The organism is Rhodococcus sp. RD6.2 (assembly GCF_001040705.1).
Taxonomy (GTDB): domain Bacteria; phylum Actinomycetota; class Actinomycetes; order Mycobacteriales; family Mycobacteriaceae; genus Rhodococcus_G.
Genome location: NZ_CVQP01000005.1, coordinates 277041 through 301108, shown reverse-complemented (window position 1 = coordinate 301108; position 24068 = coordinate 277041). Strand labels below are relative to the sequence as shown.

The following is a 24068-nucleotide window of genomic DNA, read 5'->3' as shown; positions in this document are numbered from 1 at the left end:
TGTCGCGCCGAGGTGGAGGCCCGGGCGTGTCGCCGGTCAGCGGTCGGCGTGCGAGAGCGCCGAGGGCCACCAGATCGCGCGCCCGATGTCGTGGGAGAGCGCGGGGACGAGGACGCTGCGGACGACGACGGTGTCGAGCAGGACGCCGAACGCGACGGCGAAGCCGACCTCGGCAAGGAATACCAGCGGCAGCACCCCGAGCACCGCGAACGTCGCGGCGAGGACTATGCCCGCGGACGTGATGACCCCGCCGGTGACGGCCAGGCCGCGCAGCACTCCGGCCCGGGTGCCGTGCCGTTGCGCTTCCTCGCGCACCCGCGTCATCAGGAAGATGTTGTAGTCGATGCCGAGCGCGACCAGGAACACGAACGCGAACAGTGGGAACGAGGGGTCGGCTCCGGCGAAGTGGAAGACGTGCGTGAAGACGAACCCGCACACGCCGAGCGTCGCCGCGAACGAGAGCACCACGGTCGCAATGAGAATCACCGGTGCCAGCAGGGCGCGAAGCAGCAGGGCCAGCACCACGAAGATGACCGCCAGCACGATCGGGATGATCACGTTGCGGTCCCGCACCGAGGCGGCCTGCACGTCCGCGGTGGCCGCGGTGCTGCCGCCGACCAGGGCGTCGGCGCCCGGCACCGCGTGCACCGCGTCCCGCAGCCGGTCCACGGTAGCGAGCGCCTCCGGCGAGTCGTAGGAGTCCGCGAGCGTCGCGTTCACCACGGTGCGACCGTCGATCGGCTGGACGGTCAGGATCGGTGGGGGACAGCCGGCCGGGAGTGCGGAGCCGGTGCCGGCGCCGAGTTTGGCGAGCTCTGCCAGCTTGGCGTAGTCGACCTGCAGGCACACCGATCCCGGCGCGGTGGAGACGCCGGGGGTGGCGGCCGCCGCGGCCATGACCGCGTCCACCTGATCCGCGTTGGTGACGATCACCGCGGGCGCTCCGGTTCCGGGATCGAAGTGGGTGTCGTAGATCTGCTGCCCGGTGACGGCGTCGGGGGTGTTGGTGAAATTCTCGGCGGAAGTCAGGCCGCTGGTGTGCAGGCTGCCGATCCCGACGGCGAACAGGACGACGAGCAGTGCGGTGGCGCCGACCCAGGCCGGGCGGTCGCGCCGCCCGACGGCGGCGGCGATCCGTCCCCACCAGCCGTGGGTGGCGAGGTCGGCGGCATGGTCGACGTGCGGGATCCGCGGCCAGAACACCCAGCGGCCGGCCAGAGCGAGGAACACCGGCAGGAACGTCATCATCACCAGGTAGGTGCAGCCGATGCCGATCGCCGCGACGGGGCCGAGGCCCTTGTTCGAGTTCAGTTCGGAGAACCCGAGACAGAGCAGGCCGAGAACCACGGTGAGCGCGGACGCGGTGATCGCCGGGGCGGATTCGCGCCAAGCCCGGATCATCGCGTCGAACCGATTCGGGAAGTGGTGCAGCTCCTCCCGGTAGCGGGAGATCAGCAGCAACGCGTAGTCGGTGCCCGCGCCGAGCACGAGGACCATCAGGATGCCCTGACTCTGTCCGGTGAGCGTCAGCACCTCTGCCTTCGCGAGGAGATAGATCAGCATCGACGACAGTCCGAGCGCCAAACCGGCGGACAGCAGCGGGAAGAACCACAGCACCGGCGAGCGGTAGACGACGAGCAGGATCGCGATCACCACCAGCACCGCTGCGAACAGCAGCGTGCTGTCGAGTCCCTCGAACGCGTCGATGAATGCCACGAGCAGTCCGCCGGGACCGGCGGGCAGCACCTCGAGTTCGGCGGTCGCTGCGGCTTTCGCGGCGTCCATGACCTGCTGTTCGGTGGCCGCGAGTTGGTCGCCGGTGACGTCGGTGCCGTCCTTCTTGGCGACCAGTGGGACGTACTGGGCGGCGGTGGTTCCGTCGGCCGAATACTGGGTCGGGGTCATTCCGGTCGCGTCGACGCCGTCCACCCCGGCGACCGCCTCGCCGGCACGCGCGATCGAGGCTCGGTCCTCCGGCGTGAGCGGGCCGTCACGGTGGTAGACCACGAATCCAGGGATGGTCTGCACCGTGACGAAGGTCGCTGCCTCGTTCGCGGCGATCGTGGACTCGGCGGACTCGGGTAGGAACGCGGCGTTGTCGTTCTTCTGGACCTCGGTCAGCTTGCCCTGGTAGGCCCCGCCCGCGCCGCCCACGAGGAAGACGAGCACGGCGAGCACCAGGACGGCGAGGACGGGCCACCCGCGGCGCGGGGCGGGTGGCGGGTACCGGGCGGGTTCGGTGTCGAGGTCCACGTCGGTCATCGGGTCCCTGGCGTCTTTCGTTCGGAATGCGCGGTTCGGGGTCCACCAATGCGGTCCAGTACACCACGCACAGGCGGCATTTCGCGCGGTCGGCGAGAGGGTCGATCGGATCGGACCAATTTCGATACCACCGGCCTCGAATATGTTCTAAGTTGTCCCGCATGACTGCTCAGGAACTCTCCCGGCGCGGCTTTCTCGCTACCGCGGCGGCGGGGGCCGCCGCCTTGACCACCCTCGGCTGGACACCTGCCCACGCGCTCCCGTCGAGCGATGCTCGGGTCACGCTCCCGCCGCTGCCCGCCTTCCCGGAAGGCATCCCCCTCTCGCAGCAGGGCTATGAGAACTGGGTGAAGGAGATCGTCTTCGACGAGGTGTGGACCTGTGCGCCCGCGACCGCGGAGGACGTCGTGCGGGTGGCCAACTGGGCGCACGCCAACGGCTACCGGCTGCGCCCGCGCGGCACCATGCACGGGTGGAGCCCGCTGACCCTGGTGCCGGGACAGAACGTCGACAAGGTTCTTCTGGTCGACACTCTGAGCCACCTCAACCACGTCGTCGTCAACCCGTCCACCGAGCCGGGGCGCTCGACGGTGACCGCCGGCGGCGGTGCGATGCTCATGGCCGTGCTGACGGAGCTGGAGAAGCACGGCCTGGGCTGGGCGAACTCGCCGGCCATCGGCGAACTGTCGCTCGCGGGCATCCTCGCGATCGACGCGCACGGAGCCACCCTGCCCGCCGACGGCGAGACGGTGCTCCCCGGCGCCTCGTTCGGATCGATCAGCAACCTCATCACGAAGCTGACCGCGGTGGTGTGGGACACCGGGCGCGGCGAGTACGTGCTGCGCGAGTTCACCCGGGCGGATCCGGGCATCCGGCCGCTGCTCACCCACCTCGGCCGCACGTTCGTCACCGAGGTCACCCTGCAGGCCGGACCGAACTATCGGCTGCGGTGCGAGTCATCCACGGACATTCCGTGGCGTGAGCTGTTCGCGCCCGCCGGATCCGCGGGCCGGACCTTCGAGAGCTTCGTGGCGAAGTCGGGCCGGGTGGAGGCGATCTGGTTCCCGTTCACCGACACCCCGTACCTCAAGGTGTGGACCCCGACCCCCACCAAGCCGTCGAAGTCACGGGAGGTGACCGGACCCTACAACTACCCGTACTCCGACAACCTGCCGAAGCCGGTCACGGATCTGCTCGGACAGATCGTCAACGGCGCCGGTGCGCTGACCCCGCTGTTCGGACAGACCCAACTGGCCACCTTCAAGGCTGGGCTGGCCGCCACCAACGGCGCCGACCTGTGGGGCTGGTCCAAGGACGTTCAGTTCTACCTGCGGGCGACGACATTGCGGATGACGGCCGGTGGCGGCGTCGTTATCACCAGGCGTTCCAACATCGCCCGGGTCATCAACGAGTTCGTCACCTGGCACAACAAGCGGCAGCAGGAGCTCAAGGCGAAGGGGAAGTACCCGATCAACGGCCCGTTCGAGGTGCGGCTGTGCGGCCTCGACGACCAGTCCGAGGTCACGGTGGAAACCGCGGGCCCGCCGACGATCTCGGCCCTGCGTCCGCGACCGGACCATCCGGAGTGGGACACCGCGATCTGGATGAATGTGGTGGGTGTCCCGGGCACGCCGGGGATGGCGGCGTACTTCCGCGAGATGGAGCGCTTCATGCGCGCGAACTACAGCGGCGACTACGCCACGTTCCGTCCCGAGTGGGCCAAAGGCTGGGCCTTCACGGACCAGGCCGCGTTCGTTGACGCCGAGACCATCGGCACGGTCATCCCGCAGACCTATCGCGCGGGGGTGCCGTCCGGAGACAACTGGGATTCCGCGGGCGCGGCGTTCAACGCGTACGACCCGCACCGGATCTTCACCAATCCTCTCCTGGACAGATTGCTTCCGTAGTGGGCCCGCTCAGCCGTCCAAGGCCTTCAGCAGGTCGAAGGCGCCGATCTCCAGGCCGGCGAGCCTGTTGGTCGCGATGACGAGCGCCCGGCCTGCTTCCCGGTCCAGAACGATGACGCTCTGGAAGCCGCCCGTCCCGCCGCTGTGCACGGTGTACTGGCGGCCGTCGCGAGGGATGACGGCCCAGGACATCGCGCTGCGGACCCCGAACAGCCGGTCCCATCGCGGAGTCATCGCGTCGGCGCCGGGAGCGCTTCCGTCCAGCAGGGCGCGGGCGTAGCGCGTCAGGTCGGGGACGGTGGAACGGAGTCCGCCCGCCGGGGAGTAGGCGTCGATCGGCCAGGCGTCCGCCGGCCTGCCCTGCTCGTTGAAGCCGGTGCTCGCGTCGGGTGGGAGGTCGGCCGCGGTGAGCGGAAGCCAGGTGTCGCTCATGCCGAGCGGTTCGACGATGCGTTCGCGCAGCAGAGTCGTGTAGTCGGTGTGGGCCGCTGCGGCGACCGCCTCGCCGAGCAGTGCGTAGCCGAGGGTCGAGTACCCGAAGGCGCCCCTCGTCAGCAGCGGTGCGCACCGGGCATGAGCGAGGAGTTCCTCGCGGTCGAAGGTGAAGGGGTTCTTGCCCTCCAGCTGCCACTGGATGCCTCCCAGCACCATGTTCGGGGCGATGGGGAACTGTGGAAGCCCGGACGTGTGCGCGGCCAGCTCGACCAGTGACACGTCGGCCACCGGGGTGCCGGCGACCGGGAGGAGTTCCCCGACCTTGGTGTCCTCGCGGACCTCGCCGCGGGCGACGGCGTCGGCGAACAACTCCGCCGTGAAGGTCTTGGTGATCGACCCGATCTCGTATTCGGAGTCCTCGGTGGCGCCGAAGTACGCATACCGGACCCCGGTCGAGTCGATGTATGCGACTCCCGCCTGGTCGTGGGGTGCCCGTTCCAGGATCGGGCGGGCGGCGTCGGCCAGTGCCGCGTCGCCCACCCCGGTGAACGGGGCGAGCGCACCGGCTCCCGGTGCGGAGCCCAGTGTCAATGCGATCGCGCAGGTTGCGACGATCAGTGCATTCCTCATTCAGTCCCCCCATGGAAAAGTAACGGTCGGTTTCATATCGGCGTTCAGTGGTGGGCGTTACCGCCGCACCCCGACGTCCTGAATGGCCGGACGCGTCGCATCGAGACCAAAGAGTTGTCGGCGGGACGCCGGGCGCAGGCCACCGGGATTTCATACTGGAGATGGCGCCGATCGCGCCGTCCGGTTGCACCGAATCCGAGGTGACCACCATGAGGATCGGAATCCCCCGCGAACTCAAGAACCACGAGTACCGCGTCGCCATCACTCCTGCCGGAGTGCACGAACTCGTCGGCCGCGGTCACCGGGTTCTCGTCGAAGCGGGCGCGGGCGTCGGCTCGTCGTTCCCCGACGACGACTACCGCGCGGCAGGCGCACACCTCGCGTCCTCGGCCGACGACGTGTGGTCCGAGTCGGAGCTGGTGCTCAAGGTGAAAGAGCCCATCGCCGAAGAGTATTCGCGACTCCGTGCCGATCAGGTGCTGTTCACCTACCTGCACCTGGCGGCGTCCCGTGAATGCACCGAGGCGTTGCTGGCCGCGGGGACCACGTCGATCGCGTACGAGACGGTGCGCGCCCCGGACGGGTCACTGCCGCTGCTGGCCCCGATGAGTGAGGTCGCGGGTCGGCTGGCCCCGCAGGTCGGCGCCTACCACCTGATGGCGAACGCAGGCGGTCGCGGCGTTCTGATGGGGGGAACGCCGGGGGTGCGTCCCGCGGACGTGGTTGTGCTCGGGGGCGGCGTCGCGGGGCAGAACGCGACCGAGATCGCGGTCGGCATGCACGCCGATGTCACCGTTCTCGACCTCAACCCCGCCCGACTGCACGAGATCGACAACCGCTACCGCGGTCAGGTTCGCACCGTGGTGTCCAACTCCTACGAACTCGATCGAGCTGTGGTCGGCGCGGACCTGGTGATCGGGGCGGTGCTCGTCCCGGGTGCGCGGGCCCCGAAGCTGGTGTCGAACGAGCTGGTGTCGCGGATGCGTCCGGGATCGGTGCTGGTGGACGTCGCGGTCGACCAGGGTGGTTGTTTCGAGGACACCCGCCCCACGACGCACGACGCCCCGACGTTCCGGGTGCACGACTCGGTGTTCTACTGCGTCGCGAACATGCCGGGAGCGGTGCCGCGCACGTCGACGTTCGCGCTCACCAACGCCACGCTGCCGTATGCCGTCGCACTCGCCGACCTGGGCTGGCGGGCGGCGACCGCCGCCGACCCGGCGCTCGCGGCGGGGCTGACCACCGACCACGGCGCCATCCTGTCCCCGGAGGTCGCGAAGGCCCACGAGTAGCCCTAGGTGGTTTCGGTTGCTCTGGCGGCCGGAAAGGCGCGCGGATGGCGAAGCTGCCTAGTCTGGGCGCATGAGCGACGCCATCGAAATCCAGCGGGACGGCGACATCGTCACCTGGACCCTGAACCGACCCGACACCCGCAACGTCATCTCCGAGCCGGACATGGTGCAGGCGTTCGAGGACGCCATTGCCGCTGTCAACGCCGACCGCACGGTCCGCGTCGTGGTGCTCGCGGCCAACGGCCCCGCCTTCTCGTCCGGCGGCAACGTCAAGCACATGCGGGACCGGGTCGGCATGTTCGGGGGTGCACCCGCCGACGTGCGCGACGGCTACCGGCAGGGTATCCAGCGCATCCCGAAGGCGCTCTACCACTGCGAGGTTCCGGTGATCGCCGCGGTCGGCGGGCCCGCGGTCGGCGCCGGCTGCGACCTCGCGCTGATGTGCGACATGCGTGTCGCGTCCACGGCGGCGAAGTTCGCGGAGAGTTTCGTCAAGCTCGGCATCATCCCCGGTGACGGTGGCGCCTGGTTGCTGCCGCGCGCCGTCGGATTGGCGCGAGCCGCGGAGATGGCGTTCACGGGCGACGCGATCGACGCCGATACCGCACTCGAGTGGGGCCTGGTGTCGCGGGTCGTCGAACCCGACGAGTTGCTCCCGACCGCGCACGCCCTCGCGGCCCGGGTCGCGGCGAATCCGCCGCAGGCGCTCCGGATGACGAAGAAGCTGCTCCGTGAGGGGCAGCATCAGAGCCTCGAATCGCTCCTCGAACTGTCGGCGGCGATGCAGGCGCTCGCGCACCACACCCGCGACCACCACGAGGCGGTCGCGGCGATGCTGGAGAAGCGTCCCCCGAAGTTCGTCGGGGAGTGACGACGCCGGGCGAATCGCGGGTGGGAGATTGGCCACGTCCGCACCGTTTGTCGGCGCGTCATCGTAGAGTGTGCATCCGTGATCATCGTCAGTACGGACGGCTCGTGCCTGCGGAATCCCGGTGGCGCGATCGGCTGGGCGTGGGTCAACCATCACGGACCGAGTCGGTCGGGCGGTGAGCGGTCGGGCACGAACCAGATCGCGGAACTCCGGGCGCTGCTCGAGGCGATCCTCGCCCATCCGGGCGACGAGCCGCTGCTGATCGAATCCGACTCCCAGTACGCGATCAAGTGCGCGTCCGAGTGGGTGGCCGGTTGGAAGAAGAAGGGCTGGCGCACGTCCTCGGGCGACCCGGTCAAGAACCTGGACCTGATTCGCGACATCGACCAGGCCCTCGCAGACCGGAAGGGCCCGGTCCGGTTCCGCTGGGTTCGTGGTCACGTCGGCAACCACTACAACGAGGAAGCCGACCGGCTCGCGGGCGAGGCCGCACGTGCCGTCGCTGCTACCGCGACGGCCGCGCATCAGCCTGCCCGGACCACTCCGACCACGCCCCCGGCCACGGGTGCCGCGACCACCGGCTCGCCTGCGAAGAAGACCCGACAGGTGCGGCGACGTCCGGTGCGCCCGGTCGATCCCGAGCCCGCGTTGTTCGACCTGCCCGCCGAATCCAAGGAACTCACCCTCTTCTGATTCGCCGCGCCGCACGCGGGACGGGCACGGTCAGAGTCCGAACACCCGGGCAGCGTTGTGGTGGCAGACGCCGCGTATCCAGTCGTCACCCAGGCCGAGGCGGGCGACGGCGTCCAGGGCGTGAACATACGGATACGGGATGTTCGGGAAGTCGCTGCCGAACAGGATCCGGTCTCCGAGGTCGCGCAGCCGGCGTGAATCGGCGGGATCGGACGGTGCCATGTCGCCGATGAAGTCGGTGAACGCCATCGTCGTGTCGAGCATCACCGACTCGTAGCGGTCCGCCAGGTCGAGGAATGGGGCGTACTCCGGCATCCCCATGTGCGCGATGATCAGCGGCAACCGGGGGTAGCGGGCCATCAGCGACTCGATCCGGTCCGGGCCGGTGAACCGTCCGGGTGCCGGACCGGAGCCGCAGTGGATGACCACCGGCACGCCCGCGTCCTGGATCTGCCCCCAGACGCCGTCGAGCAGTGGATCGTTCGGGTCGTAGTCGCCAACCTGGATGTGCGACTTGAACACTCGGGTGCCCGCCGCGAGTGAGTCGGCCACGTAGCCGGCCGCGCCGGGCTCCGGGCAGAAGGTGCTGGTGTGCAGGCAGTCGGGGTTGCGGGCGGCGAACTCGACGGCCCACTGGTTCAGCCAGGCCGCCATGTCCGGCTTGTGCGGGTAGATCATCGAGGTGAAGGCGTACACGCCGTACGAGCGGAGCCGATCGAGACGGACGTCCTCGTCGTGTCGGTACTGGATCGGCCAGGCCACTCCGGTCAGCGGGCCCGCCGAGTCGAAGTAGGCCCACACCTTGTCCATGACGCTCTTCGGCATGAAGTGGGTGTGCACGTCGATGATGCGCTCGAGCCCGTGGTCGGTGCGGAATCGCGTGACGGCGTCCACATCGGAGCGGCGATCGTCGTCGGACGGTGTGGGCTCGGAATCGTTAGGTTCGCACATGGAAACACCCTGTCATGTCGCTGCAGATGGGCTGAACGAGGTCGACACCGGCGTCGGGTGTCAATACGGTTGCGGGCGGCCCATCACTCGTTCGGGTCGAAGAATCAGCATGGAAGGACACCCATGATCACGAATGCGATCAACTTCATCCTCGGCTCGGTCGGCAACGTCGCCGCAGGTAGCAGCGGCTACGAGATCGAGCCGGGCACACTGCCGTTCGGCAGCTGATCGCACCCCGGTGGCGTGACCGAACCGGTCGCGCCACCGGAAGCGTCCGTGACGCGGGAGGACGTCAGAAGGCGTCCGCGACGCGGACGGTGTCAGAAGGCGTCCGCGACGCGGACCAGGGTGCGGCCGGTCTGGCCGCCTCCACGGATCATGTCGAGAACCGCAGCGACATCCTGGACCGGAACCTCGCGGGTCAGCGAGTCCAGGTGCCGCGGCCGCAGGTCCGTCTCGATCCGCTGCCACAGCGCGCGGCGCTTCTCGATCGGCAGCTGCACGGAGTCGATACCGAGCAGGTCGACGCCGCGCAGGATGAACGGCAGCACCGTCGTGTTCAGTGCCGCGCCTCCCGTCAGTCCGCTCGCCGCGACCGCGCCCCCGTACTGCACCGTGCTGAGAACGTCGGCGAGGGTGGCGCCGCCGACGCAGTCGACAGCCGACGCCCACCGGGCCTTGCCGAGAGGACGCGGCTTCGCATCCGGGTCGGCGGGCAGTCGGCCGATGACCTCTGATGCGCCGAGTGACGTGAGCAGGTCGTGGGCGTCGGCCTTGCCGGTGGACGCCACCACCTCGAACCCCGCCGCCGCGAGCAGGTCGACGGAGACGCTGCCGACGCCGCCGGATGCGCCCGTCACCAGGACCGGGCCGTCGCCGGGGGTGAGGCCGCGGTCGAGGAGGGCCTGCACACTCATCGCCGCGGTGAAGCCGGCGGTACCGACGGTCGCCGCCTCGGCCGGGGTCAGCGTCGTCAGCTTCACCACCTGATCCGAGGGAACCCGTGCGTACTCGGCGTAGCCGCCGTGCCTGGCCGTGCCGATGTCGTAGCCGTGGGCGACGACCCGGTCGCCGGGCGCGAAGGCGGGGGAGTCGGACGAGACGACCTCGCCCGCGACGTCGATTCCCGGCACGATCGGGTACTCGCGGACGACCCCACCGCGCGGGGTGACGGCGAGAGCGTCCTTGTAGTTGACGCTCGAGTACTCGACGCGCACGAGCACCTCGCCGGCGGGGAGCGCGGTGTCGTCGAGGGTTTCGGTGGTCAGCGTGATGGCCCCGTCGGACTCGCGGGCGACGAGGGCGGAGAAGGTGAGGGTCACGAGTTCGAGACTAGGGCGTGTGTCTAGACCGTCCCGGCGACCCGGACACCGAGCATGGCAGCGGTGAGGTCGGCGTACTGGTCGACCAGGACGCCGGGGTCGGTGCGGCGGCCGGGCTGGTACCACCGCGCCACGTCGATGCCCATGGACAGGAGGGCGCGGGCGGCGGTCGCGACGGCGGGCACGGTGAAGTCGCCGCTGTCGACGCCGGCCTGGATCTCGTCGCGGACGAATTGTTCGGTGTCCCTACGGATGTCGGCGACCTCCCGGTAGTGGTCGTCGGTCAGGGCGGAGATCTCGTACTGCGCGACCCGGCAGACGGTGTGGTAGCGGATGTGCCACGACGTGAAGGCCCGCATCAACGCGCGCATGCGGTCGAGTGGGGTGTCGGCTTCCGCTGCGGCGGCGCGAATGGCGTCCAGCACGCCGTGGTGTCCGATGCGGCTGACCTCGTACAGCATCGCCTCCTTGGACGGGAAGTGGACGTAGAGTGCGGCGGGGCTCAGTCCTGCGCCTTCGGAGATGTGACGGGTGGTGGTGGCGTGGTAGCCGCGGTCGGCGAAGGCGGTGACGGCCGAACCGATGAGGCGCCGGGCCACGTCGGAGGTGACGTCGGTGAACAGCGCATCCACTTCCGGTGAGTCCTTGTGGCCCGAGTGCGAACCGGTGGGGCTCACGGGGGTCGGCGGCTTGCTCATCGGGAGCCTCTCTTCAGGTGTCGCGCGTGTTGACATCATGCCCCATCGACGGTCTACTAAGTGAGCGCTTAGTTGACGAAGGGTGTCCGCCAATGACCACCGCACCGCTGTCCCGCCGTGACCTCGACTTCCTGCTCTACGAGTGGCTCGACGTCACCTCGCTCACCGAACGCAAACGCTTCGCCGAGCACTCCCGCGAGACCTTCGACGCGGTCCTCGACCTGAGCGCGGACATCGCGATCAAGCACTTCGCTCCGCACAACAAGAAGGCCGACGCCAAAGAGCCGCACATGCTGGCCGACGGCACCGTCGAGATCATCCCCGAGGTCGGCGAGGCGCTCAAGGTGTTCGCCGAAGCGGGCCTCATCGCCGGACAGTTCGACGAATCGCTCGGCGGCATGCAGTTGCCCGCGGTGCTCGCGCGCGCCTCGATGGCATGGTTCCAGGCCGCGAACGCGAGCACATCGTCGTACCCGTTCCTGACCGTCGGCAACGCGAACCTGCTTGTCGCACACGGCAGCGAGCAGCAGGTCGACACCTACGTGCGCCCGATGCTCGAGGGCCGCTTCTTCGGCACCATGTGCCTGTCCGAGCCGCAGGCCGGTTCTTCCCTCGCCGACATCACCACCAAGGCGGTGCCGCAGGGCGACGGCACCTACCGGCTCACCGGCACCAAGATGTGGATCTCCGGCGGCGATCACGAGCTGACCGAGAACATCGTCCACCTGGCCCTCGCCAAGGTCCCCGGCGGACCCGCGGGCGTCAAGGGCATCTCCCTGTTCGTGGTCCCGAAGACGCTGGTCGACGAGGACGGGTCGCTCGGCGAACGCAACGACGTCACCCTCGTCGGCCTCAACCACAAGATGGGCAACCGCGGCACCACGAACACGCTGCTGAACTTCGGCGACGGCACCCACACGCCGGGCGGTCGGGCGGGCGCGATCGGCTACCTCGTCGGCGAGGAGAACCGCGGCCTATCGTACATGTTCCACATGATGAACGAGGCCCGGATCGGTGTCGGATTCCTGGCGATCTCCCTCGGCTACGCGGGTTACCTGCAGTCCGTCGAGTACGCTGCGACCCGCACGCAGGGCCGGGCCGCCGACGACAAGGATCCGACGTCGGCGCCCGTGCGGATCGATCGTCACGCCGACGTGCGCCGGATGCTGTTGGCGCAGAAGGCGTATGTCGAGGGAGCGATGGCGCTCGGCCTGTACTGCGCCAAGCTGTTCGACGACCAGGAGACCGCCGAGGGTGAGGACGCGTCGCGCGCCGCGCTGCTGCTCGACACGCTGACTCCGATCGTGAAGAGCTGGCCGTCCCAGTGGTGCCTCGAGGCGAACAGCCTGGCCATCCAGGTGCACGGCGGCTACGGCTACACCCGTGACTACGACGTCGAGCAGTTCTACCGGGACAACCGCCTGAACCCGATTCACGAGGGCACGCACGGTATTCAGGGCCTGGACCTGCTCGGGCGCAAGGTGACGATGGGCGGCGGGGCCGGCCTGGCCCTGCTGGCGGAGACGATGGGGGCCACCATCGCGCGGGCGGATGCGGTGGGCGGGGCTGCCGCCGAGTACGCCGCGCAGCTCCAGGCGGTACTGGGCCGGGTTGTCGAGACGACGGGAAAGCTATGGGGCACCGGAGATCCCGAGGTCGCGTTGGCGAACTCGTCGATCTACCTGGAGGTGTTCGGGCACCTGGTCGTCGCGTGGATCTGGCTGGAGCAGCTGCTCGCGGCCGAGGGGCGCTCGGGCGACTTCTACGACGGCAAGCGTGCCGCGGCGCGGTACTTCTTCCGGTACGAGTTGCCACGGACGGGCCCGCAGCTGGATCTGCTCGGCAGCCTCGACCGCACGCTGCTCGACGTGGATCCGGCCTGGTTCTGACGATCGGGTGACCACAGTCAAATAACTGTGGTCATGAATAGGGAACTCGAATAGGGAAACCGTCGACGCGGACGACCTCCTGGGGTATGAACGAGTGAGAATTGACGTTCACTTCAGGAGGCGCTCGTGTACGTGGGGAAATTTGCCGACATCACACCGGACAAGCCGGCGATCATCCGGCCTGCGACCGGTGAGCAACTGACCTACCGCGAACTCGACGAACGGTCGACGCGTCTGGCGAAGTACCTGCGCGAGGCGGGCGCGAAGATGGGCGATCACGTCGCGCTGATCTCCGGAAACGACCTGCGGGTCCTCGAGGTGTACTGGGCTGCCCTGCGCACCGGGCTCTACATCACCGTCGTCAACTGGCACCTGACGCCCGCCGAGGCCGCGTACGTCGTCAACGACTGCGGCGCGAGCACCCTCGTCGTCTCCGCCGACGCCGCAGCCGCCATCGACCTCGCTCCCGACGCCTTCCCCGGCGTCACCAACCGGCTCGTCTTCGGCGGCGAACTGGACGGTTTCGCCGACTACGAGGACGCCCTCGCGGAGTTCGACGCGTCACCGCTCGCCGATCAGCCACGCGGCCAGGACATGCTGTATTCGTCGGGCACCACCGGCAGGCCGAAGGGCATCAAGCCGAAGCTGACGGGCGGCCAGGTCCACGACACGCCCGACCCGTACACCGCCGTGTTCGCACCGCTGTACGGGTTCGATGCCGACACCGTGTACCTGTGCCCCGCGCCGCTGTATCACGCTGCGCCCCTTCGCTTCGTCGGCACCATCACGTCCGTCGGCGGCACCGTGATCCTGATGGACCGGTTCGACGCCGAGCAGGCCCTCGAACTCATCCAGCGGTACCGCGTGACCGCCAGCCAGTGGGTGCCGACCATGTTCGTGCGCATGCTCAAGCTGCCCGCCGAGGTCCGCGACCGGTACGACGTCTCCAGCATGAAGGTCGCCGTGCATGCCGCCGCGCCGTGCCCGCCCGAGGTCAAGCGCGCGATGATCGACTGGTGGGGACCGGTGATCAACGAGTACTACGCCTCCACGGAGGGGTCGGGTGCCACGTTCATCAACAGTGAACAGGCACTCGCCAAGCCCGGATCCGTCGGCCACGACGGGGTTCTCGGCGTCGTCCACATTTGTGACGACGAGGGCGTCGAGCTGCCGACCGGGGAGATCGGCACCGTGTGGTGGGAGCGGGACGAGCACCCGTTCGAGTACCACAACGCGCCGGAGAAGACGCGGGAGGCGACGCACCCCGACCATCCCACGTGGACGACCAGCGGCGACATCGGCTTCCTCGACGAGGACCGCTTTCTGTACCTCACCGACCGGGCCGCATTCATGATCATCTCGGGCGGCGTGAACATCTACCCGCAGGAGACGGAGAACGTCCTGACGCTGCACCCCAAGGTGTTCGACGCCGCCGTCATCGGGGTGCCGAACGACGAGATGGGCGAGGAGGTCAAGGCGGTCGTCCAGCTGGAGCCGGGCATCGAGCCGGGCGACGAACTCGCCCACGAACTCCTCGGGTACGTGCGTGAGCGGGTCGCGCACTACAAGGCGCCCCGCACGATCGATTTCACGGACACCCTGCCCCGTACACCCACCGGCAAGCTGGTCAAGCATCAGCTCCGCGCCCGGTACCAGAACGCCTGACCCCCAGGACGAGGAGAACCCGCGCCTGGTCGGACCGGGCGCGGGTTCCCCTTACCCCTAGCGGGGAGTGACGCCGAGGGCGCGGAGGCGGTCGCGGTACAGCTCGACGTTGCCGAGCTTGACGGACTCGTAGCCGCGGACCAGGTCCGGCAGCGCGGCGATCTCGACGGCGCGGTCGTACGAGTCGGCGGTCAGGGAAGTCGCCAGGTCGTGCACCGTCGCGGTGTAGTGCGCGAGCAGGTCCCGCTCGACGCGGCGCACGTGCGCGTAGCCGAACGGATCCAGCTTGGTTCCGCGCAGCACCTTGCCCTTCGCGAGAACCTTCAGCGCCGCATGTGACTTCGGGCCGAGGCCGATCTTCTTCTTCCGGCCGAGGGCGCGCAGCGCAGGCGGGTGGAGCTTGTACGTCAACTGCGTGCCGCCCGGAACCTGCGACTGCACGTCCGCGACGAAGTCGGGGTCGACGAGCAACCGCGCGACCTCGTACTCGTCCTTGTACGCGGTGAACTTGTACAGTCCGCGGGCCACCGCTTCGCTGAACTCGGTGCGATCGGTGACATCACGCTCGGCAGCCCATGCTTCCTGCACTGCCTCGACGTACCGCCGCGCCAGCTTCTCCGACTGGAAGTCGACGAGGTCCGCTGCGCGCCGTTCGACGAGGCGGCGAACCTCGCCGTCCAGTGTCGTTCCCGACAGGAGATGCGCGGGAACCGGTTTCGGTGCGCGTGGCGCGCGCTCCGTCGCCGCACGGAAGGTGCCGGGGTCGGCGATCGCGACGCGGCCCCAGCGGAAGGCCGCGAGGTTGGTGTCGACCGCGACACCGTTGATCCCGATGGCCTCCTCGATCGCGTCGGAGGGGATGCGCAGCCCACCGGACTGAAACGCAGCACCGATCAGCAGGAAGTTCGCGGACGTCGTGCTGCCGAACAGCTCCTGCGCGGCGGCCAGGGCGTCGAACGACGACACCGACCGCGACATCGTGCCGATCCGGTCCAGCAACTGATCCTCGTCGGGGTGACGAACCGACTTGTCGTACACCATGTCCCCGGTCGGTGTCCGGCTGGTCGAGGCCACCGTCACCGTCGACGAACGGTCACCGAACGCGAGGTTCTTCGGGGTCGCGGTGGTGAGCAGATCGAACGCGATGATCGCGTCCGCGCTGCCCGGAGTGAGCCGGTTCGAGGGCTCGAGTGCGCCGGTGGAGTAGCGCAGATGCGAGACGACGGGGCCGGCCTTCTGGCTCAAGCCGATCTGGTCGAGCGACTCCACCTCGTATCCGGCGCGCAGGGCGGCGGTGCCGAGTACCTGGTTGACGGTGACGATGCCGGTGCCGCCGATGCCGACGAGGTAGACGTTCTGGGTTCCGGTCGGTGCCCCGAGCTCCGGGGCGGTGACGGCAGGAGGCGTACGGCGGGACTTCTTGGTGGACCTGGCCTTACCCGAAGGCGCCTCCTCGACAGTGACGAAGGACGGGCAGTCGCCGTCGAGGCACGAGTAGTCGGTGTTGCACGACGTCTGGTCGATCCGGGTCTTGCGGCCGAACTCCGTCTCCACGGGTTGTACCGACAGGCAGTTCGACTTGGTGCCGCAGTCGCCGCAGCCCTCGCACACCGCTTCGTTGATGACGACGCGGGTGGCGCGAGCGGGCAGGGTGCCGCGCTTGCGCTGACGACGGGCATCGGCGGCGCAGTGCTGGTCGTAGATCAGCACCGTGACGCCGTCGATCTCGCGGAGCATCCGCTGCGCCTCGTCGAGCCGGTCGCGATGCCACAGCACGGTGCCCTTGGCGAGCTGTTTCCTGTTGTGCCGTTTGGGTTCGTCGGCGCAGATGACGATCTTCTTGACGCCCTCGGTGGTGAGCTTGTGGGTCAGCTGCGCGACGGTGAGCATGCCCGGGGCGTCCTGGGCGCCGGTCATGGCGACGACTTCGTTGTAGAGCAACTTGTAGGTGATGTTCACGCCCGCGGCGACGCATGCCTGCACGGCGAGCTGCCCGGAGTGGAAGAAGGTGCCGTCGCCGACGTTCTGGAACAGATGCGGGATGTCCGTGAACGGGGCCTGCCCGATCCACTGGCTTCCCTCGCCACCCATCTGGGTCAGGCCGGTGACCTTGCTGTCCTCGCGGTTCGAGATGGTGACCATCGTGTGGCAGCCGATGCCGCCGCCGCCGATCGAGCCTTCCGGCAGTGCCGTGGAGCGGTTGTGCGGGCAGCCGCTACAGAAGTAGGGGGTGCGCTCGGTCGACAGAACCTCCAGCGAGAGCTGCGGGGGAAGAGCCTTTTTCGTCTCCACCACATCGCGAAGCACGCGGCGCAGCGGCCCGGCGATCCGGCCCGCTGTCAGTTCGCCGTCCACCGGCATCAGCGGCCGGCCATTCGCGTCCCGCTTGCCGAGGATCTGCGGCGTGTGCTCAGAGCCGTAGAGGATCTCCCGGATCTGTGTCTCGACGAACGCGGTCTTGTCCTCGACCACGACGAGGCGTTCGAGCCCGGCGGCGAAATCGAGGACGCGATCGGCGCCGAGAGGCGTCGGCATCCCGATGCGCAGCAGGCGGATTCCTGCGCGGTGCATCCCCTGCTCGTCGACACCGAGGTCCGTCAGCGCCTGACGAAGGGCGTCGAACGTGGCTCCGGTGGCGGCGAATCCGATGCGTGCCGAGCGTGGGTTCACCTCGACGACGTCGAGGTGGTTGGCGGCGCCGTAGGCACGGACCAGCTCGGTACGCGGGCCGTACAGGTCGGCTTCGGCGATCACGCTGTCCGTCGGGACGGCCATCGGACGCTGCAGATACGTGAACGGGCGTCCTTCCCAGCTGATCTCGGGAATGGTGATGTCGATGTCGGAGACGGTTCCATCGATGCTCCACGCGCCGTCGGCGACGTCGGCGATGATCTTGAGCGCGACGATGCAGCCCGACGCCCGGGACATCGCGATGCCGTGCATTCCCATCGTGACGATCTCGGCGGCGTTGCGCGGGAACAGGACCGGAATGCCGAGCGCGGCGAGCGATCGTTCGCTGACGGCAGGGACGGTGGAGGACTTCGAAGCCGGGTCGTCGCCGACGAGCAGCAGCATGCCGCCACGGGAGCTGACGCCGTACATGTTCGCGTGCCGCAGGGCGTCGGTGGCGCGGTCCACGCCGGGGCCCTTGCCGTACCAGACGCCGACGACGCCGTCGTGGGTGGCGGTTCCGCCGAACTCGCTCAGGTCGGCCTGGCTGCCCCACACCGAGGTGGCGGCGAGTTCCTCGTTGAGTCCGGGGACGAACGTGATGTCGTGCTCGGTGAGCACGGTCGGCATGCCCAGCAGCATCTTGTCGACGCCGCCGAGAGGGCTGCCCTGGTAGCCGGAGACGAAGGTTCCGACGCGGTGACCTGCACGCAGGTCGCGTACATGCTGTTCGACGAGGAGTCGGGCGATGGCCTGCACACCGGTGAGCAGCACGGGTCCCGTGCCGGGTCGGTAGCGGTCGTCGAGGTCGTACGGACTCGCTACGGAGGGGTGGTCGGCGAGTTCGGTCATTGTGTGGCTCCTCTGCTGGTCGCTGCGGAGTCGAATTGCATCCTTGAGGTGCAGTAATGATCGAACTAGGTATCGGCAGCGTCAACAGTCGGAGTTTCAGCGTGGCAGTATGATCAGTTGTGACCCACATCACTCCAGGGAGAGCAGCACCGTGATCAGTATCGACGAACTCGACGCCGCACTACTCGAACTCCTCACCGCGGACCCGCGAGCGCAGATCATGGATCTGGCCTCCCGTCTCGGCGTCGCCCGCAACACCGTCGCGTCCCGAATGCGGCGGCTCGAGGAGACCGGCGTGGTGTCCGGCTACCGCCCGGACATCGACTTCCCCACCGTCGGGCTACCGGTGCTGGCGTTCGTCGGAGCCGAGACCGTCCAGGGCAGATTGAAGGGTGTCCTCGAGCAGCTTCGCGGGATACCGGAGGTGCTCGAAGCGCACACGACGACGGGACGCGAGGACCTGCTCATCCGCATCGCGGCGCCCTCCCATGAGGAACTCCTCCATGTCCTCGAGCGGATCCTCGGCATCGAGGGCGTCGCGCACACCTCGACCACCCTGGCGCTGACCACCGCGATCAAGTACCGCACGCAGCCGCTGATCGATCACCTCACCCACCAGGCGGGACATGGGCGGTCGGCGGCAGGTGATCGCGACGAGGGCTGAGCGACAGGGCAGTCGGCCGCCGGCCGAAGACGCCGACGGAAGCGCCTACCGAAGTGTCATCGCACGAGGTGCTGCCGACACTCGACCGGCGTCCGCCCTGTGCGTGACGCCGGCCCGTGGCAGGTGGATCAGTTCGGCAGGGGCCCGGCGAAAGCCTTTACGTCCCACCGCGATCGGCTCGCAGTCCGGGGTGGACGAACCTGCGATCTGCGCGAGTACGAGGGACCGGTCCGGTTCGGCGACGTGGCCGAGGTCGACCCCGGCACGAATGCCGTAGCGGTCGTCGCAGGTGCGAGCGTCGTCGGCGCACTGCGCGCGGACCGGGCACCGGACGCACAGGGCCGCAACCTGGGCGGTCGTGGTCCGGGACGCGCGTGGCGCGGGGAACCACCACGCCTCGGGGGTCTGAGCGCAGGGCCGGTCGGGGTCGACGTACCACGACGCAACGTCGCTCGCTCCGGTGGTCACAGTGCTCATCTCCGGCTCCTCCTGCCTGCCCCGCACTCGCGTGGGCTCACCCTTCACCCTTGCGTGACGGCATGCCGCGGCAACAGGGTCGAACGTCCCGGACCGCCGGACTGAGGCATGACGTCCGACACGTCCCTATGGTGGAAGCCATGACCAGTTCCGGGTTCGCGAATGGTGGGGAGGTGGAAACACTGCACCGCAGCGATCGGCCTCTGCTCATGGCGGCGTCGCTCGCGATACTCGGCCGCGGACGGGGCGACCCCTGTCACCGCATCGCCTCGGACGGTGCGCTGTGGCGGACGTCGATGATGCGCAGCGGTCCCGTCACCGGTCGCCTCGTGCAGATCGACGCCACGACCGTCGGCGTCCGCGCGTGGGGTGACGGTGCGCGGGAGTTCGTCGACACCCTGCCTGACCTCCTCGGAGAGAGCGACACCGCAACGGATTTCGCTCCCGAGCACCCGAAACTCGTCGAGGCGCACCGGCGCCTGCCCGGCCTCCGCATCCCGCGGACCGGGCGCGTCTTCGAATCCCTCGTCCCCGCCGTCCTGGAACAGAAGGTGCACGGCATCGCGGCCCGCGCGTCCTGGCGACGGCTGGTCACCGCGCACGGTGTTCCTGCCCCCGGGCCCGCGCCGGCGGGGATGCGGGTGCCGCCGACGGCTGACGCGTGGCGCCGCATTCCGTCGTGGGAATTCCACCGTGCAGGGGTCGATCCGAAACGGTCCCGCACCATCGTCACCGCCGCCGCGGTCGCCGACCGTCTCGAACTGGCGGTGACGATGCCTCCGGACGAGGCGTCGACCCGACTGCGCGCCGTCCCCGGGATCGGGGTGTGGACAGCCGCCGAGGTCGCCCAACGCGCACTCGGTGACGCCGACGCGCTGTCGGTCGGGGACTTCCACCTCGCCGCGATGGTCGGATGGTCACTGCTCGGTCGTCCGCTCGACGATGCCGGGATGGTCGAGTACCTGGAACCTCTCCGCCCCCAGCGCTATCGGGCCGTCCGACTGCTGGAGGTCAGCGGTCAGGCCGTGAAGCCGAAGTTCGGTCCCCGAATGGCGGTCACCGATCACCGCATGCGGTGACGGACCCGCCTACGGTGCCAGGAGCATCGCGAGGGACGTGCTGACGAGGTCCTGTGCGAGGTCGTCGAGGGACTGACTGTCCTCGTCGCCACGTTCCCACGCGGCCAGCGCCGCGATGACGTACCGCGTCATCAGGGCGGTCCGGCGGGTGCGGGCCGCGTCGCTCAGGTGGTCCAACGAGCCGGCGATGTCGATGAGCAGGTTGTGGATGAGCGTCGTCGTGTCCGCGCGGGGTTGTCGGGCGATGGTCTTGTCGTCGAGCGTGAAGATGTCGAGGGCGATCGTGGCGAGCCACTGCTCGTTGAACCGCGCCCAGTAGCTCGGTTGGTGCCGACCGAGTTCCGTGACGATCGGTCGCACGTACGCCTCGACCATCGCGCGCAGGTCGTAGTCGCCGCGGTCGATCGCGGCGGCGATGAGGACGGCACGGTCGACGGCGACCGGTTCGGTGTGCCGTTGCCACACGGCCTGGAGCAGGCCTTCCCATGATCCGAAGTGGTAGACGACGGCGGAATTGTTCTTGTGGCCCGCTTCCCGGACGACCTCGCTGACCCGGACGCCGTGCAGGCCGCGCTCGGCGACGAGCCGCTCGGCAGTCACAACGAGCGACTCCTTACCCCTTGACTGGTGTGTCTCTGTCACGGTACTAAGAAAACCTTCTTAATTGTCTGTGAGGCATGCCCGCCTCGCCACTCTGCTCGGAGGCACTATGCACCCGTCCCTCTCCGCTGTCTCGCTCCGAATGATAGGAGGGCTCGCGGCCGCCGCGACGGTATGGACCGGCTCCATCTCGACCGGCTCCGATGACGCCGGGCTGCTCCCGGAAGCCGGTGACGTGGTCTCGGCGCAGCCGCTGACCAACGCGGCCGTGCTGCCGAGCGCGGCCCGCAGCGAAGCCGTCACCTACCTGTCCGAGAACGGCAGTGGGAAGCCGATCGCCGTCACCGGTACCGTGGCGATCCCGCAGGGCGTCGCGCCGGAGGGTGGTTGGCCGGTGCTCAGCTGGGCGCACGGCACCACGGGCATCGCCGACGTGTGCGCACCCTCCCGGGACACTGTCGACGGTCCGGTTCACGACTACGTCGGCGCCGTGAGCGCAACCCTCGACGAGTGGGTGAAGGCGGGCTACGTCGTCGTCCAGACCGACTACGAAGGCATGGGCACGCCCGGTGACCACACCTATCTCAACGCGCAGTCCGAGTCGAACGCAGTGACCGACATCGTCAGGGCAGCAAGGAATCTCGACCCTGGCGTCGGAAGCCGGTGGGTCGTCGGCGGCCACAGTCAGGGTGGTGCCGCCGCGATCAGCGCCTCGGAGCTGGCCGTCGACTACGCGCCGGAGCTCACCCTGCTCGGAGCGATCTCGGTCGCACCCGGCAGCGGGCTGAGCCAGACCCCCGCGTACATCAAGTCCGGAAACCCGGCGATTGCGCCCGCGCTGGCCTTCTTCCCGCTCACCCTGCTCGGAGCCGCGGCGGCGGATCCCGCGATCAAGCCCGAGGACATCGCGACACCGGAGGCCGAACCGCTGATCGCCGCCGCGCGCACCGGCTGCATCGCGGACATCCGGGCTGCGATCCCGTCGGTGCCCGTGGACAAGGCGATCCGGCCCGAGGCCGATCTCGGGCCGTGGACGCAGTACCTCGCCGCGCAGGAGCCGGCCAACGCGAAGCCGAAGGTGCCGCTGCTCGTCGCGCAGGGGACGACCGACCAGTTGGTGACGCCTGCCGCGACCGACGTCGTGGTGAAGAGCCTGCGTGACTCGGGTGCCCAGGTGGATCTGCGCACCTACGAGGGCGCAGACCATCGCGCCAGTGTCGCGGCGTCCCTGGAGGATGCGCAGGCGTTCGTTGCGGCACTGCGGTAGACGCGGAGCGATCACTGTGCGCACTTCTGGTGGCTCGCACCACCAGAAGTGCGCACGGGTGTCAGCGGAGCTTGATGCTGCCGCCGTCGACCATCAGGGTCTGGCCGGTCATGTAACTCGCGTCGGCGCTGGCGAGGAACACCGCGACCCGGCCGATGTCGGACTCGGGGTCGCCGAACCGGTGCAGCGGGGTCTTCGCGAGAAGTGCTTCCTCGACACCGGGATTCGCCTCGATGTAGGCCTGGACGCCCTCGGTCAGCGCCAGCGGCGAGATGATGTTGACGTTGACGTCGTCGGCGGCCCACTCGTTGGCGGCGACGCGGCTGATCGCCCGGATCGCCTCCTTCGCGGCGGCGTACGACCCCTGCGTCAGCTGGCCCTCGATACCCGCACCCGACGCGAAGTTGATGACCGAACCCCGGTTTGCGGCGAGCTGCGGATGCGCCGCCTTCATCAGCCAGAACGTCGGGTAGAAGCCGGTTCCGAACGACAGGTCCAGCATCTCCTGGGTGGTCTGCAGCAAGGGAGCCTGCCGAGACGCGTGCGCGTTGTTGACCAGGACGTCGACCTTGCCGAAGGCCTCGACCGCCGCCTCCACGATGGCGGCGGCGCTCGCCTCCACGGAGATGTCGGCGTTCAGGAACCGTGCGGCACCGCCGAGTTCGGCTTCGAGGGCGTGTCCCGCGTCGTCGTTGATGTCGACGAACAGGACCTTCGCGCCTTCCTTGGTGAATGCGCGGACGATGCCGCGTCCGATGCCGCCCGCGCCGCCCGTGATGACGGCGACCTTGTTCTCGAGCCTCATGTCACGTTCTCCTTCGTGTCAGTCGACCGCGAGTGCGGCCTTCTCCAACTCGGCGACGCTGTAGGCGGAGTACGTCTCGTACTGCCCGCGACCGGTGAAGTACGACGACAGCTGCTGGTCGAGCTCGTCGACGGTGAACGCGGAACCGGTTGCGTCGAAGCGGTTCTCGACCTTCGGCGGTGCCATCAGTGCGACCATCTTCCCGTAGACCACGAACACCTGCCCGGTGATCTCGCGCGACGCGGGGGAGGCGAGGTAGCTGACGAGGGTGCCGACGCGTTCGGGTGCGAGCGGGTCGAGTCCGTCGGCAGGCGCGGCCTCACCGAATGCCTCCGCGGTCATCGCGGTCCGGGCACGGGGGCAGATCGCGTTGGCGGTGACGCCGTAGCGGGCCAGGCCCTGCGAGGTGGACAGCGTCAGCGCGGTGATGCCCGCCTTCGCCGCCGAGTAGTTGGGCTGTCCGGCCGAACCGAACAGGAAGGCCTCGGAGGACGTGTTGATCACGCGGCCGTAGACGGGTGCGCCCGCCGCCTTGCTCGCATTCCGCCAGTGCACGGCGGCGGCGTGGGAGGTCGCGGCGTGGCCCTTGAGGTGGACGCGGATGACGTCGTCCCAGTCCGATTCGGTGAGGTTGAAGACCATCTTGTCGCGGAGGATGCCCGCGTTGTTGACGAGGATGTCGAAGGTGCCGAAGTTCTTCAGGGACTCCTCGACGAGGCGGCCGCCGAGCGACCAGTCGGAGACGTCGCCGGTGACTCCGACGGCCTGGCCGCCGGCCGCGACGATCTCTTCCGCGACGTCGTGTGCGGCCTGGCCCATGTCGTTGACGACGATCGCGGCACCCGCGGCGGCGAGCGCGAGTGCCTCGGCGCGGCCGAGACCCGCTCCGGCGCCGGTGACGACGGCGGCCTTGCCCGCCAAGCTGACAGATTCACCCATGAGGTCTCTCCCGTGTTCGGTTGCCGCGGTTCGTCCACGGCCCCATGATCCGAAAATTAGTATTCATTCTAGTTCGCCGCAAGGGTGTGTCCCACTGCGG

The 24068-nt window shown here is 68.9% G+C and carries 19 protein-coding genes; 9 read left to right on the top strand and 10 right to left on the bottom strand.

Annotated elements, in window-relative coordinates:
* Positions 1 to 36 precede the first annotated feature (36 nt).
* Entirely contained in the window at positions 37 to 2262 is a 2226-nt protein-coding gene (locus tag RHCRD62_RS07930; protein ID WP_050064145.1) for an MMPL family transporter, read from the bottom strand.
* A 161-nt stretch (positions 2263 to 2423) separates the two neighbouring features.
* Here RHCRD62_RS07930 and RHCRD62_RS07925 point away from each other — a divergent pair, with 161 nt between their 5' ends.
* Positions 2424 to 4169, top strand: a complete 1746-nt coding sequence (locus RHCRD62_RS07925; protein ID WP_050064144.1) for a cholesterol oxidase substrate-binding domain-containing protein — start codon at positions 2424 to 2426, stop codon at positions 4167 to 4169.
* A gap of 9 nt (positions 4170 to 4178) precedes the next feature.
* On the opposite strand, the gene RHCRD62_RS07920 is transcribed toward RHCRD62_RS07925, so the two are convergent.
* Positions 4179 to 5234, bottom strand: coding sequence for a serine hydrolase domain-containing protein (locus RHCRD62_RS07920; protein WP_050064143.1), 1056 nt, complete (start codon positions 5232 to 5234; stop codon positions 4179 to 4181).
* Positions 5235 to 5443: 209 nt separating this feature from the next.
* Here RHCRD62_RS07920 and ald point away from each other — a divergent pair, with 209 nt between their 5' ends.
* From ald to RHCRD62_RS07905, 3 genes are all read left to right on the top strand, one after another.
* Positions 5444 to 6526, top strand: coding sequence for an alanine dehydrogenase (gene ald / locus RHCRD62_RS07915; RefSeq protein ID WP_050064528.1), 1083 nt, complete (start codon positions 5444 to 5446; stop codon positions 6524 to 6526).
* A 70-nt stretch (positions 6527 to 6596) separates the two neighbouring features.
* Positions 6597 to 7397 (top strand): crotonase/enoyl-CoA hydratase family protein, encoded by an 801-nt coding sequence (locus RHCRD62_RS07910; RefSeq protein ID WP_050064142.1) that lies wholly within the window; start codon positions 6597 to 6599, stop codon positions 7395 to 7397.
* Positions 7398 to 7475: 78 nt separating this feature from the next.
* Entirely contained in the window at positions 7476 to 8090 is a 615-nt protein-coding gene (locus tag RHCRD62_RS07905) for a ribonuclease H family protein (RefSeq protein WP_050064141.1), read from the top strand.
* 30 nt (positions 8091 to 8120) lie between these two features.
* Here the strand turns inward: RHCRD62_RS07905 and RHCRD62_RS07900 are convergent, their stop codons facing one another.
* The 3 genes from RHCRD62_RS07900 to RHCRD62_RS07890 all read right to left on the bottom strand — a co-directional run bounded on the left by RHCRD62_RS07900 (position 8121) and on the right by RHCRD62_RS07890 (position 11061).
* Positions 8121 to 9041, bottom strand: coding sequence for an amidohydrolase family protein (locus RHCRD62_RS07900; protein ID WP_050064140.1), 921 nt, complete (start codon positions 9039 to 9041; stop codon positions 8121 to 8123).
* A 320-nt stretch (positions 9042 to 9361) separates the two neighbouring features.
* The gene (locus RHCRD62_RS07895; protein ID WP_050064139.1) at positions 9362 to 10363 is read right to left on the bottom strand and encodes an oxidoreductase; all 1002 of its coding nucleotides are present in this window, start codon (positions 10361 to 10363) and stop codon (positions 9362 to 9364) included.
* Between the two features lie 23 nt (positions 10364 to 10386).
* Entirely contained in the window at positions 10387 to 11061 is a 675-nt protein-coding gene (locus tag RHCRD62_RS07890) for a TetR/AcrR family transcriptional regulator (protein WP_084734139.1), read from the bottom strand.
* Between the two features lie 92 nt (positions 11062 to 11153).
* Between RHCRD62_RS07890 and RHCRD62_RS07885 the strand changes: the two genes are divergently transcribed.
* Both RHCRD62_RS07885 and RHCRD62_RS07880 read left to right on the top strand, forming a co-directional pair.
* Positions 11154 to 12950, top strand: coding sequence for an acyl-CoA dehydrogenase (locus RHCRD62_RS07885; RefSeq protein ID WP_050064137.1), 1797 nt, complete (start codon positions 11154 to 11156; stop codon positions 12948 to 12950).
* A gap of 126 nt (positions 12951 to 13076) precedes the next feature.
* Complete coding sequence (locus tag RHCRD62_RS07880; protein ID WP_050064136.1) at positions 13077 to 14615, top strand: AMP-binding protein; 1539 nt, start codon at positions 13077 to 13079, stop codon at positions 14613 to 14615.
* Between the two features lie 57 nt (positions 14616 to 14672).
* Here the strand turns inward: RHCRD62_RS07880 and RHCRD62_RS07875 are convergent, their stop codons facing one another.
* Complete coding sequence (locus RHCRD62_RS07875; protein WP_050064135.1) at positions 14673 to 18137, bottom strand: indolepyruvate ferredoxin oxidoreductase family protein; 3465 nt, start codon at positions 18135 to 18137, stop codon at positions 14673 to 14675.
* 151 nt (positions 18138 to 18288) lie between these two features.
* Here RHCRD62_RS07875 and RHCRD62_RS07870 point away from each other — a divergent pair, with 151 nt between their 5' ends.
* Complete coding sequence (locus RHCRD62_RS07870) at positions 18289 to 18801, top strand: Lrp/AsnC family transcriptional regulator (protein ID WP_050064134.1); 513 nt, start codon at positions 18289 to 18291, stop codon at positions 18799 to 18801.
* 45 nt (positions 18802 to 18846) lie between these two features.
* On the opposite strand, the gene RHCRD62_RS07865 is transcribed toward RHCRD62_RS07870, so the two are convergent.
* The gene (locus RHCRD62_RS07865; protein WP_050064133.1) at positions 18847 to 19278 is read right to left on the bottom strand and encodes a WhiB family transcriptional regulator; all 432 of its coding nucleotides are present in this window, start codon (positions 19276 to 19278) and stop codon (positions 18847 to 18849) included.
* 140 nt (positions 19279 to 19418) lie between these two features.
* Between RHCRD62_RS07865 and RHCRD62_RS07860 the strand changes: the two genes are divergently transcribed.
* A complete protein-coding gene (locus tag RHCRD62_RS07860; RefSeq protein WP_050064527.1) occupies positions 19419 to 20357 on the top strand; it encodes a DNA-3-methyladenine glycosylase family protein in 939 nt (312 codons plus the stop codon).
* Positions 20358 to 20366: 9 nt separating this feature from the next.
* Here RHCRD62_RS07860 and RHCRD62_RS07855 read toward each other — a convergent pair whose 3' ends face one another.
* A complete protein-coding gene (locus RHCRD62_RS07855) occupies positions 20367 to 20957 on the bottom strand; it encodes a TetR/AcrR family transcriptional regulator (RefSeq protein WP_050064132.1) in 591 nt (196 codons plus the stop codon).
* A gap of 109 nt (positions 20958 to 21066) precedes the next feature.
* Here RHCRD62_RS07855 and RHCRD62_RS07850 point away from each other — a divergent pair, with 109 nt between their 5' ends.
* Positions 21067 to 22224 (top strand): lipase family protein, encoded by a 1158-nt coding sequence (locus RHCRD62_RS07850; protein ID WP_050064131.1) that lies wholly within the window; start codon positions 21067 to 21069, stop codon positions 22222 to 22224.
* 61 nt (positions 22225 to 22285) lie between these two features.
* Here RHCRD62_RS07850 and RHCRD62_RS07845 read toward each other — a convergent pair whose 3' ends face one another.
* A complete protein-coding gene (locus tag RHCRD62_RS07845; protein WP_050064130.1) occupies positions 22286 to 23029 on the bottom strand; it encodes an SDR family NAD(P)-dependent oxidoreductase in 744 nt (247 codons plus the stop codon).
* A gap of 18 nt (positions 23030 to 23047) precedes the next feature.
* Positions 23048 to 23968, bottom strand: coding sequence for a 3-oxoacyl-ACP reductase (locus RHCRD62_RS07840; RefSeq protein WP_050064129.1), 921 nt, complete (start codon positions 23966 to 23968; stop codon positions 23048 to 23050).
* Between the last annotated feature and the right edge of the window lie 100 nt (positions 23969 to 24068).

Bases quoted from the DNA above. Each gene is read 5' to 3' on its own strand.
- RHCRD62_RS07875 (WP_050064135.1), bottom strand. From the start codon at position 18,137: ATGACCGAACTCGCCGACCACCCCTCCGTAGCGAGTCCGTACGACCTC.
- RHCRD62_RS07845 (WP_050064130.1), bottom strand. From the start codon at position 23,029: ATGAGGCTCGAGAACAAGGTCGCCGTCATCACGGGCGGCGCGGGCGGC.
- RHCRD62_RS07885 (WP_050064137.1), top strand. From the start codon at position 11,154: ATGACCACCGCACCGCTGTCCCGCCGTGACCTCGACTTCCTGCTCTAC.
- RHCRD62_RS07925 (WP_050064144.1), top strand. From the start codon at position 2,424: ATGACTGCTCAGGAACTCTCCCGGCGCGGCTTTCTCGCTACCGCGGCG.
- RHCRD62_RS07860 (WP_050064527.1), top strand. From the start codon at position 19,419: ATGACCAGTTCCGGGTTCGCGAATGGTGGGGAGGTGGAAACACTGCAC.
- RHCRD62_RS07850 (WP_050064131.1), top strand. From the start codon at position 21,067: ATGCACCCGTCCCTCTCCGCTGTCTCGCTCCGAATGATAGGAGGGCTC.
- RHCRD62_RS07840 (WP_050064129.1), bottom strand. From the start codon at position 23,968: ATGGGTGAATCTGTCAGCTTGGCGGGCAAGGCCGCCGTCGTCACCGGC.
- RHCRD62_RS07890 (WP_084734139.1), bottom strand. From the start codon at position 11,061: ATGAGCAAGCCGCCGACCCCCGTGAGCCCCACCGGTTCGCACTCGGGC.
- RHCRD62_RS07865 (WP_050064133.1), bottom strand. From the start codon at position 19,278: ATGAGCACTGTGACCACCGGAGCGAGCGACGTTGCGTCGTGGTACGTC.
- RHCRD62_RS07930 (WP_050064145.1), bottom strand. From the start codon at position 2,262: ATGACCGACGTGGACCTCGACACCGAACCCGCCCGGTACCCGCCACCC.
- RHCRD62_RS07900 (WP_050064140.1), bottom strand. From the start codon at position 9,041: ATGTGCGAACCTAACGATTCCGAGCCCACACCGTCCGACGACGATCGC.
- RHCRD62_RS07920 (WP_050064143.1), bottom strand. From the start codon at position 5,234: ATGAGGAATGCACTGATCGTCGCAACCTGCGCGATCGCATTGACACTG.
- ald (WP_050064528.1), top strand. From the start codon at position 5,444: ATGAGGATCGGAATCCCCCGCGAACTCAAGAACCACGAGTACCGCGTC.
- RHCRD62_RS07910 (WP_050064142.1), top strand. From the start codon at position 6,597: ATGAGCGACGCCATCGAAATCCAGCGGGACGGCGACATCGTCACCTGG.